The 13,815-nt window shown below is 71.8% G+C and carries 12 protein-coding genes; 9 read left to right on the forward strand and 3 right to left on the reverse strand.

Features of this window, described 5'->3' with window-relative positions:
* The first annotated feature begins 65 nt into the window (after positions 1-65).
* Positions 66-1,790, forward strand: coding sequence for an AMP-binding protein (locus V1351_RS03065; protein WP_338750591.1), 1,725 nt, complete (start codon positions 66-68; stop codon positions 1,788-1,790).
* 6 nt (positions 1,791-1,796) lie between these two features.
* Here the strand turns inward: V1351_RS03065 and V1351_RS03070 are convergent, their stop codons facing one another.
* A complete protein-coding gene (locus tag V1351_RS03070) occupies positions 1,797-2,537 on the reverse strand; it encodes an IclR family transcriptional regulator (protein ID WP_338750592.1) in 741 nt (246 codons plus the stop codon).
* A gap of 239 nt (positions 2,538-2,776) precedes the next feature.
* Here V1351_RS03070 and hutH point away from each other — a divergent pair, with 239 nt between their 5' ends.
* Genes hutH through hutI form a run of 5 tightly spaced genes read left to right on the forward strand, consistent with a single transcriptional unit; the run spans position 2,777 to position 9,907 of the window.
* Positions 2,777-4,339, forward strand: coding sequence for a histidine ammonia-lyase (gene hutH, locus V1351_RS03075; protein WP_338750593.1), 1,563 nt, complete (start codon positions 2,777-2,779; stop codon positions 4,337-4,339).
* Positions 4,340-4,381: 42 nt separating this feature from the next.
* Positions 4,382-6,070: a urocanate hydratase gene (gene hutU, locus V1351_RS03080; RefSeq protein WP_338750594.1), complete on the forward strand. Its 1,689-nt coding sequence runs from the start codon at positions 4,382-4,384 to the stop codon at positions 6,068-6,070.
* Between the two features lie 26 nt (positions 6,071-6,096).
* Positions 6,097-7,347 carry an allantoate amidohydrolase gene (locus V1351_RS03085; protein ID WP_338752440.1) on the forward strand — a complete coding sequence of 417 codons (1,251 nt, stop codon included), beginning with the start codon at positions 6,097-6,099 and terminating at the stop codon, positions 7,345-7,347.
* On the forward strand, positions 7,347-8,723 hold the full coding sequence (locus V1351_RS03090) for a formimidoylglutamate deiminase (protein WP_338750595.1): 1,377 nt from the start codon (positions 7,347-7,349) through the stop codon (positions 8,721-8,723). The genes V1351_RS03085 and V1351_RS03090 overlap by 1 nt, the downstream gene beginning before the upstream one ends.
* Positions 8,720-9,907, forward strand: coding sequence for an imidazolonepropionase (gene hutI, locus V1351_RS03095; protein ID WP_338750597.1), 1,188 nt, complete (start codon positions 8,720-8,722; stop codon positions 9,905-9,907). Before V1351_RS03090 ends, hutI begins: the two co-directional genes overlap by 4 nt.
* 71 nt (positions 9,908-9,978) lie before the next feature.
* Here hutI and V1351_RS03100 read toward each other — a convergent pair whose 3' ends face one another.
* Positions 9,979-10,452, reverse strand: a complete 474-nt coding sequence (locus V1351_RS03100) for a MaoC/PaaZ C-terminal domain-containing protein (protein ID WP_338750599.1) — start codon at positions 10,450-10,452, stop codon at positions 9,979-9,981.
* Positions 10,453-10,533: 81 nt separating this feature from the next.
* Positions 10,534-11,766, reverse strand: coding sequence for a DNA recombination protein RmuC (locus V1351_RS03105; protein ID WP_338750601.1), 1,233 nt, complete (start codon positions 11,764-11,766; stop codon positions 10,534-10,536).
* Positions 11,767-11,813: 47 nt separating this feature from the next.
* Between V1351_RS03105 and V1351_RS03110 the strand changes: the two genes are divergently transcribed.
* Genes V1351_RS03110 through ychF form a run of 3 tightly spaced genes read left to right on the forward strand, consistent with a single transcriptional unit; the run spans position 11,814 to position 13,756 of the window.
* Positions 11,814-12,374: an NUDIX hydrolase gene (locus tag V1351_RS03110; RefSeq protein ID WP_338750603.1), complete on the forward strand. Its 561-nt coding sequence runs from the start codon at positions 11,814-11,816 to the stop codon at positions 12,372-12,374.
* A complete protein-coding gene (locus V1351_RS03115) occupies positions 12,371-12,658 on the forward strand; it encodes a hypothetical protein (protein ID WP_338750605.1) in 288 nt (95 codons plus the stop codon). Before V1351_RS03110 ends, V1351_RS03115 begins: the two co-directional genes overlap by 4 nt.
* Positions 12,659-12,670: 12 nt before the next feature.
* On the forward strand, positions 12,671-13,756 hold the full coding sequence (gene ychF, locus V1351_RS03120) for a redox-regulated ATPase YchF (protein WP_338750607.1): 1,086 nt from the start codon (positions 12,671-12,673) through the stop codon (positions 13,754-13,756).
* Positions 13,757-13,815 lie beyond the last annotated feature (59 nt).

Consider the following 13,815-nt stretch of genomic DNA (forward strand, 5'->3'; position numbering starts at 1 on the left):
GCGCGTGGCCGGGTGTGCGAACGGCCCTCTGTGTGGCGTCGGTCACGACGTGAGATGTTGGGTCCATGAGCCTCGCAACCGATCGTTACCGTCAGGCCCGCGACCAGTTGCTCGACCTGCGCGGTCGGGCGGACGAGGCGCGGGAGCAGTTCGTCTTCCCCGACGTGGGGGAGCAGTTCAACTGGGCCGTCGACTGGTTCGACGCCGTCGCCCGTGGCAGTGACCGTCCGGCGCTGATTCTCGTCGAGGAGGACGGCTCGACCGTCGAGATCACCTTCGACGAGATGGCCGTCCGCTCCGACCGCGTCGCCGCCTGGCTCGCCGGCCGGGGAGTGACGAAGGGCGACCCGGTCATCGTCATGCTCGGCAACCAGATCGAGTTGTGGGAGACCATGCTCGGCCTGATGAAGCTCGGGGCCGTCGTCATGCCGACGACCACCGCAGCCGGGTCGGCCGACCTGAGCGACCGGATCACTCGTGGCCGGACCCGATTCGTCATCGCCAACGCGAGTGACACCGGGACCTTCACGGACGTGCCCGGGGACTACGGACGGATCAGTGTCGGCGCGGCGGACGGCTGGTCCGACATCCGCGCTGCACAAGAGGTCGAGGCCCCGCCCGTCCAGCACCCGGGTACCGCTCCGGACGACCCGCTGCTCTACTACTTCACCTCGGGGACCACGTCCCGGCCCAAGCTCGTCGAGCACACCCAGGCCTCCTACCCGGTGGGCCACCTGACGACGGCCTACTGGCTCGGCCTGCGCCCCGGCGACGTGCACCTGAACATCTCCAGCCCCGGCTGGGCCAAGCACGCGTGGTCCAACTTCTTCGCCCCGTGGATCGCCGAGGCGACGATCTTCGTCTACAACTACGCCCGCTTCGACGCCGCCGCGCTGCTGCGGCAGATCGTCGAGCGCGAGGTCACGACCTTCTGCGCCCCGCCCACCGTGTGGCGGATGCTCATCAACGCCGACCTCTCCGCGGGCCGTCCGACCGCTCTGCGTGAGGTCATCGGCGCCGGCGAGCCGCTCAACCCCGAGGTCATCTCCCAGGTGCGCAACCACTGGGGCCTGCCGCTGCGTGACGGCTACGGGCAGACCGAGATGACGGCCGCCGTGGGCAACATCCCCGGCACCAAGGTCGTCCCCGGGTCGATGGGCCAGCCCTTGCCGGGATACCCGATCGTGCTGGTCGACCCGATGAGCGACGAGGTCGTCGAGGGCGTCGGCGAGGGTGAGATCTGCATCGACCTCGCCCGACGGCCCGTCGCCCTCATGAAGGGCTACCTGGGTGACGAGGAGCGCAACGCCGAGGCGATGAAGGGCGGTCACTACCACACCGGCGACGTCGCGTCCCGTGACGAGGACGGCTACATCACCTACATCGGGCGCACCGACGACGTCTTCAAGGCCAGCGACTACAAGGTCTCGCCGTTCGAGGTGGAGTCGGTGCTCATCGAGCACCCTGCCGTCGCCGAGGCCGCGGTCGTGCCCGCCCCGGACGAGGTGCGCCTGGCCGTGCCGAAGGCCTACGTCATGCTGGCCCCCGGCCACCAGCCCGACGAGAAGAGCGCCAGGGCGATCCTCGCCCACGCCCGCGAGCACCTCGCGCCGTGGCAGCGGGTGCGTCGACTGGAGTTCGCGGAGCTGCCCAAGACGATCTCCGGCAAGATCCGACGGGTCGAGCTGCGGCAGCGCGAGGAGGGACTGGCCACCGGCGCCGACGACGTGGCGGTGTACGGGGACGGCCGTGAGTGGCGCGACGACATGTTCCCGGAGATCAAGGGCTGACCCCGGTCACAGCCTCGAGCCGATCGCCGCGGCCACCCTCCTGGTGGCCGCGGCGAGGTCGTCCTGCGCCACCTGGCCGACCTCCTCGTTGCGGAAGGTGATCGCGACCGCAGCGACGGGGTGGCCGTCGCGGTCGAGCACTGCGGAGGCCACCGACGACAGCTCCGGCTGGATGCTGCCCACCTCGAGCGCGTACCCGCGCGCCCGCGTCGCGACGAGCTCCCGTCGCAGCGCCGAGGGGGTCTGCGGTCCGCCGGTGACCATCACCGCGGCCGAGGGGTAGAGCGCCGTCACCTGACGTCGGGGGAGGGCCGCCAGCACCGCCAGGCCGCTCGCGGTGAGCGTCGCCGGCAGGCGGACCCCGACGTCGGTCACGAGCGACGGGCGACCGGCGGCGCGCTCCTCGATGACGTACAGCACGTCCCGCCCGGTGAGGACGGCCAGGTGGGCATTGTGCGTCGTGGTGTCGACGAGGCGCTCGACGTGCGGTCGGGCGAGCCGCTGCAGGGGGTCCTGCCGCTGGTAGCCGGCACCGAGCTCGTGCACTGCCGGGCCGAGGCCGTAGGCACGGTCCTCCGCGTAGTGCACGACGTAACCGTGCTCCACGAGCACCGCCAGCAGGTGGTACGTCGAGCTGCGCGGCAGGCCGAGCGCCCTGGCCAGGTGCGCGGCGGGGACCGGTTCGGCGCGGCTGGCCAGGTGGGTCAGTGCTCGCAGGGCGTGTCCGGCTGCTGTCGCGTTGGCCATGGCGCGGTCTCCGTCGGGGTTGGGATGGGGTGGCGCGGAGCGGGCGAAGGGAGGGGATGGCCCTTGGCGCACAGTCCGCACGACCGGGTGCACCGCTCGCCCGGGTGCAGGGTGCGGACTGTGGCCTGAGTCGGGCCGCACCCCTCCTTTCACCCACTCACCCGGTCCAGTCTTGTATCTCAGACACTAACCTCTCCTGGCGCCGCCCGCGGAGCAGGCGAAGCGGGTTGCATGGAGACATGACGACGCAGCTCGAGACCAGCACCGTGACCATCGGCGACCGCCCCCTGACCGTCGAGGAGGTCGTGGCGGTCGCCCGCCACCGGGTGCCGGTGGAGATCAGCGACGCCGCCTGGGAGCGGGTGCGTACCGCCCGGGCGGTCGTCGAGGGTCTCGCCGAGGACAGCGTGGCCCACTACGGCGTGTCCACCGGCTTCGGAGCGCTCGCGACCAAGCACATCCCGCACGAGAAGCGCGCGCAGCTGCAGCGCTCCCTCGTACGCAGCCATGCCGCGGGCACCGGGCCGGAGGTCGAGGAGGAGGTCGTGCGCGCGCTGATGCTGCTGCGCATCCAGACCCTGGCGACGGGCCGGACCGGTGTCCGCGAGGAGACCCTGCGCCTCTACCTCGCCCTGCTCACCGAGCGGATCAACCCTGTCGTCCACGAGTTCGGCTCCCTGGGGTGCTCGGGTGACCTGGCGCCGCTGAGCCACTGCGCGCTCGTGCTCATGGGCGAGGGCAGCGTCCGCGTCGCCGGTGGGGACGTGGTCGACGCGGCGCAGGCACTCGCGACGGCCGGGCTCGCTCCGGTCGAGCTCCTCGAGAAGGAGGGCCTGGCCCTGATCAACGGCACCGACGGCATGCTCGGGATGCTCTGCCTGGCCATCGACGACCTGCGTACGCTGCTGACGACCGCCGACATCTCCGCCGCGATGAGCGTCGAGGGTCTGCTCGGCACCGACGACGTCTTCGCCGCGGACCTGCAGGCACTGCGTCCGCACCCCGGTCAGGCCCTCGCCGCGGAGAACATGCGCAAGGTCCTCGCCGGCAGCCCGATCCGCGACAGCCACCGTGACCCCGCGGCCTGCACCCGTGTCCAGGACGCCTACTCCCTGCGCTGCTCCCCGCAGGTGCACGGCGGCGCCCGGGACACCGTCGAGTACGCCGCGACCGTCGCCGCCCAGGAACTCGCTGCCGCCGTCGACAACCCGGTCGTCACCCCCGACGGTCGGGTGGAGTCCAACGGCAACTTCCACGGCGGACCCATCGCCTACGTCCTCGACTTCCTCGCGATCGTCGCCGCCGACGTCGCGAGCATGAGCGAGCGGCGTACCGACCGCTTCCTCGACCCGGCCCGCAACCACGGTCTCCCGCCGTTCCTGGCGCACGACCCGGGCGTCGACTCCGGCCTGATGATCGCCCAGTACACCGCCGCGGGCATGGTCAGCGAGATGAAGCGCCTGGCCGCACCGGCGAGCGTCGACTCCATCCCGAGCAGTGCGATGCAGGAGGACCACGTGTCGATGGGCTGGGGTGCCGGCCGCAAGCTGCGTCGCAGCGTCGACGCGCTCTCCCGGGTCATCGGGATCGAGCTCTACACCGCCGCGCGGGGGATCGCGCTGCGCGCCCCCCTTCGTCCTGCTCCGGCCACCGGGGCGGTCATCGCCGCGCTCGCCGAGCGCGGGAGTGTCGTACCCGGTCCGGACCGCATGCTCTCGCCCGAGCTGGCCGCCGTCCACGACGCCGTCGTCGGCCGGACCGTCGTCGCCGCCGCAGAGTCGGCGACCGGCCCGTTGAACTGACTCCGCACTGACCTCAACCACCATCACGAAGGAGTGAGCCCCATGGAGGGAGCCCGCCCGGTCCGCGCCCCGCGCGGCACCGAGATCACCGCCAAGAGCTGGCAGACTGAGGCACCGCTGCGCATGCTGCACAACAACCTCGACCCCGAGGTGGCCGAGCGGCCCGACGACCTCGTCGTCTACGGCGGTACCGGGCGCGCGGCCCGGTCCTGGGAGGCCTTCGACGCGATCGTGGCGGTGCTCGAGGACCTCGAGTCCGACGAGACCCTCCTCGTGCAGTCCGGCAAGCCGGTCGGCGTGCTGCGCACCCACGAGTGGGCCCCGCGCGTGCTCATCGCCAACTCCAACCTCGTCGGCGACTGGGCCACCTGGCCGCACTTCCGCGAGCTCGAGGCCGAGGGTCTGATGATGTACGGCCAGATGACGGCCGGGTCGTGGATCTACATCGCCACGCAGGGCATCCTCCAGGGCACCTTCGAGACCTTCGCCGCGGTCGCTCGCAAGAGGTTCGGCGGCACGCTCGCCGGCACCATCACGCTGACCGGCGGCTGCGGTGGAATGGGCGGCGCGCAGCCGCTCGCGGTCACCCTCAACGGCGGTGCCTGCATCGTCGTCGACGTCGACGAGACCCGGCTGGAGCGCCGCCGGGCCAAGCGCTACCTCGACGAGGTGACCGCGGACCTCGACGATGCCCTGGCCCGGGTCATGGCGGCGAAGGGGGATGAGCGGGCCCTGTCCGTCGGTCTCGTCGGCAATGCCGCCGAGGTCTTCCCCGAGATCCTGCGCCGACATCGCGCCGGTGAGGTCGGGATCGACGTCGTCACCGACCAGACCAGCGCCCACGACCCGTTGAGCTACCTGCCGGCCGAGATCGCCCTCGAGGACTGGCAGCGCGAGGCCGAGGCCGACCCGGACGGGTTCACCAAGAAGGCCCGCGAGGCGATGGCGGCGCAGGTGGCGGCGATGGTCGAGTTCCGGGACGAGGGCGCCGAGGTCTTCGACTACGGCAACAGCATCCGCGACGAGGCACGGCAGGCCGGCTACACCCGGGCCTTCGCGTTCCCCGGCTTCGTCCCGGCGTACATCCGCCCGCTCTTCTGCGAGGGGCTCGGCCCCTTCCGTTGGGTGGCGTTGTCCGGCGACCCGGAGGACATCAGGGTCACCGACGAGGCGCTCAAGCAGCTCTTCCCCGAGAACACGCACCTGCACTCGTGGCTGGACGCGGCCGCCGAGCACGTCGAGTTCGAGGGGCTGCCGGCACGCATCTGCTGGCTCGGCTACGGCGAGCGCCACCGGGCCGGGCTGCTCTTCAACGAGTTGGTCCGCGACGGCCGGGTGAAGGCACCGATCGTCATCGGCCGCGACCACCTCGACTCCGGCTCCGTCGCCTCGCCCTACCGGGAGACCGAGGGCATGCTCGACGGCACCGACGCCGTCGCCGACTGGCCGCTGCTCAACGCGCTGACCGCGACCTCCTCGGGTGCGACGTGGGTCTCGCTGCACCACGGCGGTGGCGTCGGCATGGGCCGCTCCATCCACGCCGGCCAGGTCGGTCTCGCCGACGGCACCGACCTGGCAGCGCAGAAGCTCGAGCGGCTCCTGACCAACGACCCCGGCATGGGCGTGCTGCGGCACGTCGACTCCGGGTACTCACGGGCCGTCGACGTCGCGGCGGAGCGCGGCGTGCGCGTGCCGATGGAGCCGACCGTGCGCGACGGGGACGGGGCCTGACCGTGGCGGGATCCCCCTTCGCCGCGATGTGGTCCGACCTGCTGCCGATCGGTCGTGACGACGGCACCGGTGGGTACCGCCGGTACGCCTGGACCCGCGAGGACGCCACGCTGCGGGAGTGGTTCGTCGGCGAGGCGCACGCCCGCGGACTCGATGTCGTCGAGGACCGGGTCGGCAACCAGTACGCCTGGTGGGGCGACGTGGACGCCCACGTCGCGGCCACCGGGCAGGGCGGCGTCGTGACCGGCAGCCACCTGGACTCGGTGCCCGACGGTGGCGCCTTCGACGGTCCACTGGGTGTCGTCTCCGGCTTCGCTGCCGTGGACGCGCTGCGGACGAAGGGGATCACCCCTGCCCGGCCGGTGGCGGTTGCCAACGTCGTCGACGAGGAGGGGGCACGGTTCGGCGTCGCCTGCGCCGGGTCGCGCGTGCTCACCGGCGCGATGACCACCGAGCGGGCCCTGGGGCTCGCCGACGCCGACGGGGTGTCGATGGCGCAGGCACTGCGCTCGAGCGGGCGTGACCCGCAGGAGTACGGCGCCGACGAGGACGCCCTGCGTCGGATCGGGGCCTTCGTCGAGCTGCACGTCGAGCAGGGACAGGCGCTCGGTGACGCCGACCGGCTCGCCCGGCTACGCCTCGACCCGGCTCCGGCCGGATCCGACGCGTGGGGCGGCGCCGTCGCCGTCGGGACCTCGATCCACCCGCACGGACGCTGGCGCATCGACCTGCCCGGGCTCGCCGACCACGCGGGCACGACCGCACTCGCCGACCGCAGCGACGCGATGCTGCTCGCCGCCGAGGTCACTCTCGCGGTGCGGGCCGCGGCGGATCGCCACGGGTGCGTCGCCACCGTCGGGCGGGTGGAGGTGACCCCCAACGGCATCAACGCCATCCCCAGTCATGTCCGGCTGTGGCTCGACACCCGCGGTGCGGATACCGCCGCGGTGCGGGCGAGCGTCGCCGAGATCAGTGCCCGGGTGGCCGACCTCGGTGGCCGGGTGGCCGAGCAGTCGTGGACCGACGACACGCCCTTCACCGCCGACCTCACCTCGCGGATCCACACCGCGGTACGCGGGGACCGGGACGTGCCGCTGCTGTCGACGGGCGCCGGCCACGACGCCGGTGTCCTCGCCACGGCGGGGATTCCCTCGGCGATGCTCTTCGTGCGCAACCCCACCGGTGTCTCGCACAGCCCCGCCGAGTTCGCCGAGGAGTCCGACTGCATCACCGGTGTCGACGCGCTCACGACCGTGCTCGAGGACCTGGTGACGTGATGACCAGCTGGCACGCCCCCTTCGCCGTGCTGCCGGAGGGGGTCCGCGCACGAGTGCGGATCACGACCGAGGCCGACCGGATCGTCGCGGTCGAGCCCGACACGGCGCCCCACGACAGGGATGTGCGGTTGCCGGGCCTGCTCCTGCCGGGGCTGGCCAATGCGCACAGCCATGCCTTCCACCGGGCGCTGCGCGGGCGCACCCACGGCGACGGCGGCAGCTTCTGGACCTGGCGCGAACGGATGTACGAGGTCGCCGCGACGCTGACGCCGGAGAACTACTTCGCCCTGGCGCGTGCGGTCTTCGCCGAGATGGTGCTCGCGGGGTTCACCGTCGTCGGGGAGTTCCACTACGTCCACCACGCGCCGGACGGATCCCCCTACGACCACGACGCCATGCGCGAGGCCGTCGTCGCCGCGGCAGCCGAGGCCGGCATCCGGCTGACGCTGCTCGACACGATCTACCTCACCGGCGGCCTTGACGGGAGCGGCTACCGACCGCTGGACGAGCTGCAGCGGCGGTACGGCGACGGGAGCGTCACGGCCTGGGCCGAGCGCGCCTTCGCCGATCGCGTCGAGACGCCGACCGTGCAGGTCGGCGCGGCGGTGCACTCGGTGCGCGCGGTACCCGCCGAGGAGCTGACCGCGGTGCGTGCGGCGCTGGACGCCCACGGCATCGACGTGCTGCACGCCCACGTCAGCGAGCAGGTCGGTGAGGTCGAGGCCACGCAGGCGGTGCACGGCCGAACGCCGGTGGGGCTGCTCGCCCGAGCGGGACTGGTGGACTCACGATTCACCGCCGTGCACGCGACACACCTGTCCGAGTCCGACATCGCCGGTCTGGGCCGGGCACGGGCCTTCGCGGCCTTCTGCCCGATGACCGAGCGCGACCTGGGCGACGGGATCGGACCGGCGCGCGAGCTGCTCGACGCCGGGGCGCGGCTGTGCCTGGGGACCGACCAACACGTGACCATCGACCCCTTCGCCGAGCTCCAGGCACTGGAGGGGCACGAGCGCCTGCGGACCCTGGAGCGCGGGCGCCTCACTCCCGCAGAGCTGCTCGCCGCGGCCAGTCGCGAGGGGTATGGCTCCCTCGGGTGGGACGGGGGACGGATCGTGGAGGGGGCGCTCGCGGACTTCGTCGCGGTACGCACCGACAGCGTGCGGACCACCGGCTCGGTACCGGAGCAGGTGCCGCAGACCGCCTCCGCCACGGACGTCACCGACGTCGTCGTCGGCGGCGAGCACGTCGTCGCCGACGGGACGCACCATCTGGGTGAGCTCGGCGCCCTGCTGCGGCGCGGGCTGGCACCGTGGAGCGGGCAGTGCGTTGACCACGAACCGGGCACGAACGACACGGGAGGACCGATCCCATGACCAGCACCCTCATCACCGGCATCGGCGAGCTCGTCACCTGCGACGGCACGGGCGAAGGGGGCATCGGCGCCCGCTCGGGCCGGGCGGTCGTCGTCGAGGGGAGCGGGTCGGATCCCGGCACCATCGTGTGGATCGGGCCGGCGTCCTCGGCGCCGAGCGCGGATGCAGTGATGGACCTCGAGGGACGCTGCCTGATACCGGGTTTCGTCGACAGCCACGCCCACCTCGTCTTCGACGGGGACCGATCCGAGGAGTTCGCCGCTCGGATGGCCGGGGAGAAATACGATGGTGGCGGCATCGGCGTCACCGTCGAGGCCACCCGCGCAGCCGGCGACGACCGACTCCGGGCAGCGCTGGCGGCCAGGCTCGCCGAGATGCGTGCCCAGGGGACGACGACGGTCGAGGTGAAGTCGGGTTACGGGCTCGCCGTCGAGCACGAGGTCCGCGCCCTGCGGTTGGCCGCCGAGGTCACCGACGAGGTGACCTACCTCGGGGCCCACTTCGTCCCGCCGGAGATGCGCGCCGACCGCGACCGCTACGTCGACCTCGTCGTCGGCGAGATGCTGCAGGCGTGCACGCCACACGCGCGCTGGATCGACGTCTTCTGCGAGCCGGCCTCGCCGCACGCCTTCACCGGTGAGGAGTCGCGCCGGGTCCTGAGCGCGGGGCGCGACGCCGGGCTTGGGCTGCGGGTGCACGGCAACCAGATCGATCACGGCCCCGGCGTGCAGCTCGCCTGCGAGCTCGGTGCGGCGAGTGTCGACCACTGCACCTACCTGTCGTCGGCGGACGTCGATGCCCTGGTGGGCAGCGCCGCGACGACGACGGCGACGTTGCTGCCCGGCGTGGAGTTCTCCACGAAGTCGCCCTACCCCGACGCGCGGGCGCTCCTGGACGCCGGGGTGTCGGTGGCGATCGCGAGCGACTGCAACCCGGGGACGTGCTACTCGAGCTCGATGCCCTTCATGGTCGCTCTCGCGGTGCGGGAGATGGGGATGACGCCGAGCGAGGCGGTCGTCGCCGCGACCCGCGGTGGTGCGCGTGCCCTGCGGCGCGAGGACATCGGCCGCATCGAGATCGGTGCCCGTGCCGACCTGACCGTCCTCGAGGCCCCGAACCACCTGCACCTGAGCTACCGCGCCGGTGTGCCGATCGCGCGGGCGCTGGACCTCGCAGGAGCCTGAGCAGCTGCACACGGGTGGGCTGCGGGAGTCCGCAAGAGCCCACGCAGTTGCGACGGGTGCAGCTCGGACAGTCAGGCGGTGGGCCGCCGCGAGACCATGAGGTTGATGGCGCCCTGCTGCACGACGGTGCCGTCCTGGTTGGTCAGCACGAATCCTCGGTCGAGGATCCCGGCGCGACCATCGCTCGTGGCACGCGCCCCCGTGATGTGGACAGCGCAGCTGACGGTGTCCCCGGGGACGACCGGGTGGGTGAAGCGCCATCCGTCGATGCCGAGCAGGGCGATCGAGCAGCGCTCGAAGACGCCCAGTCGTGAGGCCAGGCCCATGGCGACCGAGATCCCGAGTACACCGTGTGCGATCGGCTGGCCGAAGCGTCCCGTGCCGGCGAGCTGGGCGTCGGTGTGCACCGGGTTGGTGTCCCAGCTCCACCCGGCGAAGGTGACGATGTCCGCCTCAGTGATCGTCCGGCCCTGCGTCCGGAAGACCTGGCCGACCTCGAAATCCTCGAAGTGCCAGTCCGCGGGCGACCCCATCTCAGCAGTCATCCCCCGAGCATGACAGGCGAGACGGTCGAGAGGTCCGGACCTGGCTCGGTGGTCGGCCCGGGTGTGGTGTCCGAGACCGGCTCAGGACGCCTCGTGGCGTGCGACGCGCTCTGCGGTACGGGTGACGTCCGGCGCCTGCACCGCGTCGAGGTCGAGCTGCGGGCGCGCGTCCTCGGCGGTCACTGCGTCGATGAGTTCGGGGGCGGTGAGCGGCCGCGGGGTCGTGGTCACCGCCCGTACCTCGTCGATCTCGTCGGTCGTGATCCCGAGATCGCCCATCCGCCGGGCGCTGACGAGAACGCGGGACTCGAGCGAGCCGACAAGCCGGTTGTAGTCCTCGACCGAGCGCTGCAGCGAGCGCCCCATGCGGGTGGCGTGCTCGCCGAGGGTGCCCAGCCGTGCGTAGAGCTCGCGCCCGATGGTCAACAGCTCGCGCGCGTCCTGGGTCACCGCGTCCTGCTGCCAGGTGAAGGCGACCGTGCGCAGCAGTGCGAGCAGTGTGCTCGGCGAGGCGATCACGACCTTGCTCGTCATCGCCTCCTCGTGCAGCCCGGGGGCGTGTGCGAGGGCAGCCGCGAGGGTGGCGTCGGAGGGGACGAAGCACACGACCATCTCGGGTGAGGGGTCGAATGCCGTCCAGTAGGCCTTGTCCGCGAGGGTGGCGACGTGACTGCGCAGGGCAGCGGCGTGGCCCTGCATGAGGCGGACCCGCTCGTCGGGCTCGATGTCCTCCGCCTGGGCCTGCAGCCACTGGCTCATCGGCGCCTTCGCATCGACGACGAGGTGCTTCTCGCCGGGCAGGTGGACCACGACGTCGGGGCGCACGTCGCGCCCGTCGGGGTCGGCCCCCTTCGCCTGCTCCTCGAAGTCGCACCGCGCCATCAGCCCGGACACCTCCAGGACCCGCCGCAGCTGCACCTCACCCCACGCACCACGCACCGACGAGACGCGCAGGGAGGAGGCCAGCGACGCGGCCTCGTGGCCGACCCGCGTCGTGCTCTGCTCAACGCGGCCGAGGGCCTCACGGACCACGGCGAACTGGTCGACCCGGTCACGCTCCAGGCTCCCCACCTGGGCCTCGACGCGCTTGAGCGCGTGCTGCACCGGGGCCAGTGCCGCAGCCGTCTGCGCATCGTCACCGAGGGAGGCCTCGAGGTCGACCACGCGCTCACGCAGCCCGTCGCACCGAGCACGGGCGCCGGCCAGCTCGGCCCGGTCGCTCGACCGGGCAGCGGTGAAGACGGCGCGTGACGCGAGCCACGCGACGACCGCGCCGACGACCAGCCCGCCGAGGAACCACAGCATCATGTCCATGGCTCCACCCAACCAGCGTCCACCGACAGCCGGGTAGCCTCGAGACCATGTCGCCAGAGGAGCCCAGCGAGGACGAGGTCAAGGAGACGACCAAGCGACCCGACCTCGGCACGGAGGAGGGCCGGCGGGCCTTCATCCGGGTCCTCAACGCCCGGATGCCCAAGAAGCGGCTCATCGCCCAGGGTGTCCTGCGCACCACGGGTGAGCGCGTCCTCCTGTGTGAGTTGGTCTACAAGAAGGACTGGGACCTGCCCGGCGGGATCGTCGACCCCGACGAGTCGCCCGCCGACTGCGTCGAACGCGAGGTCCATGAGGAGCTCGGCCTCGACGTGCGGGTACAGGGACTCCTCGCGGTCAACTGGTTGCCGCCGTACCGGGGGTGGGACGACGCGCTGCTGTGCCTCTTCGACCTCGGACACGTCCCCGAGGACACCGTGGAGCAGGCGGTGCTGCAGCGCCACGAGATCAAGGCGGTGCACTGGGCGGACGCGGCGACGATCGAGAAGCGCACTGCCGGGTACACCGCGCAGATGCTCGCCGGGCTCGCCCTCGACGGGCGCGAGGACACGGCCTTCCTGGAGAACTCCGTCCACCGGGACGGCATGTGAGCGACGACCCGTCCGATGCGACTCCTCCTCGTCGGCCGGGTCCGTCGTTGTTCGACCTGTGGGGACGCGAGACCGTCAAGGACATCGTCCTGATCGTCGTGGCCGTGCCCGTGCTCGTCTGCCTGCTGCTCGTCCCGGTCGTCGCGACCTCCGGAGGGTCGTGGCCGGGGCTGCTGGGGTTGCTCGTCCTCTTCGTCGCCAACTGGTGGATTCTGCGGCTCGTCCTGCGCCGCTGGGTGGCCGCGGGGGCGGACCGGGGTGAGTCACCCCCTTCGCACCGGTAGACTCTCGTCCCCGTGGCACTCTCCATCGGAATCGTCGGTCTCCCCAACGTCGGCAAGTCGACGATGTTCAACGCCCTGACGAAGAACAGCGTCCTCGCCGCCAACTACCCCTTCGCGACCATCGAGCCCAATGTCGGCGTCGTCCCACTGCCGGACGAGCGCCTGAACCGGCTCGCCGAGATCTTCGGCAGTGAGAAGATCCTCCCGGCGACCGTCTCCTTCGTCGACATCGCCGGCATCGTCCGCGGCGCGAGCGAAGGGGAGGGGCTGGGCAACAAGTTCCTCGCCAACATCCGCGAGTCGGACGCGATCTGCCAGGTCGTCCGTGCCTTCGTCGATGATGACGTCACCCACGTCGACGGGACGATCGACCCGGCCTCCGACATGGAGACGATCGACACCGAGCTCGTCCTCGCCGACCTGCAGACCCTCGAGAGCGCGGTCCCGCGCCTGGAGAAGGAGGTCAAGGGCAAGAAGACCGACAAGGACGTCCTCGACACCGCCCTGGCCGCCCGCGAGGTGCTCGAGGCGGGCGACACCCTCTTCGCGAAGGGGGAGGCAGCCGGGGTCGACATGGGCATCGCTGCGGGGCTGGGCCTGCTGACGACCAAGCCCTTCCTCTACGTCTTCAACGTCGATGAGGACCAACTGACCGACACCGACTTCCAGGACCGGATGCAGGCGCTCGTCGAGCCGGCCGAGGCGATCTTCCTCAACGCCAAGCTCGAGTCGGAGGTCGCCGAGCTCGACGACGAGGAGGCCCGGGAGCTCCTCGAGGCCGTCGGCATCGACGAGCCCGGCCTGGACCAGCTGGCGCGCAAGGGCTTCAACACCCTCGGTCTGCAGACCTACCTCACCGCCGGACCCAAGGAGTCGCGGGCGTGGACGATCCACCGCGGCGACAAGGCGCCCCGGGCAGCGGGGGTCATCCACACCGACTTCGAGCGCGGCTTCATCAAGGCCGAGATCGTCTCCTTCGAGGACCTCGACACCCTCGGTTCGATGGCCAAGGCCAAGGAGGCCGGCCGGGTGCGCATGGAGGGCAAGGAGTACGTCATGGCCGATGGTGACGTGGTGGACTTTCGCTTCAACGTGTAGTCGGCGCGACCGAACTCATCCGACCGGTGAGCGGAACTACTGGCCGGACTGCCTCGAGA

Origin of the sequence: Janibacter sp. A1S7, assembly GCF_037198315.1 — a bacterium.
Lineage (GTDB): Bacteria > Actinomycetota > Actinomycetes > Actinomycetales > Dermatophilaceae > Janibacter > Janibacter alittae.

Bases quoted from the DNA above. Each gene is read 5' to 3' on its own strand.
- V1351_RS03100 (WP_338750599.1), bottom strand. From the start codon at position 10,452: ATGACTGCTGAGATGGGGTCGCCCGCGGACTGGCACTTCGAGGATTTC.
- V1351_RS03110 (WP_338750603.1), top strand. From the start codon at position 11,814: ATGTCGCCAGAGGAGCCCAGCGAGGACGAGGTCAAGGAGACGACCAAG.
- V1351_RS03065 (WP_338750591.1), top strand. From the start codon at position 66: ATGAGCCTCGCAACCGATCGTTACCGTCAGGCCCGCGACCAGTTGCTC.
- V1351_RS03090 (WP_338750595.1), top strand. From the start codon at position 7,347: ATGACCAGCTGGCACGCCCCCTTCGCCGTGCTGCCGGAGGGGGTCCGC.
- hutU (WP_338750594.1), top strand. From the start codon at position 4,382: ATGGAGGGAGCCCGCCCGGTCCGCGCCCCGCGCGGCACCGAGATCACC.
- V1351_RS03105 (WP_338750601.1), bottom strand. From the start codon at position 11,766: ATGGACATGATGCTGTGGTTCCTCGGCGGGCTGGTCGTCGGCGCGGTC.
- V1351_RS03070 (WP_338750592.1), bottom strand. From the start codon at position 2,537: ATGGCCAACGCGACAGCAGCCGGACACGCCCTGCGAGCACTGACCCAC.
- V1351_RS03085 (WP_338752440.1), top strand. From the start codon at position 6,097: ATGTGGTCCGACCTGCTGCCGATCGGTCGTGACGACGGCACCGGTGGG.
- hutI (WP_338750597.1), top strand. From the start codon at position 8,720: ATGACCAGCACCCTCATCACCGGCATCGGCGAGCTCGTCACCTGCGAC.
- hutH (WP_338750593.1), top strand. From the start codon at position 2,777: ATGACGACGCAGCTCGAGACCAGCACCGTGACCATCGGCGACCGCCCC.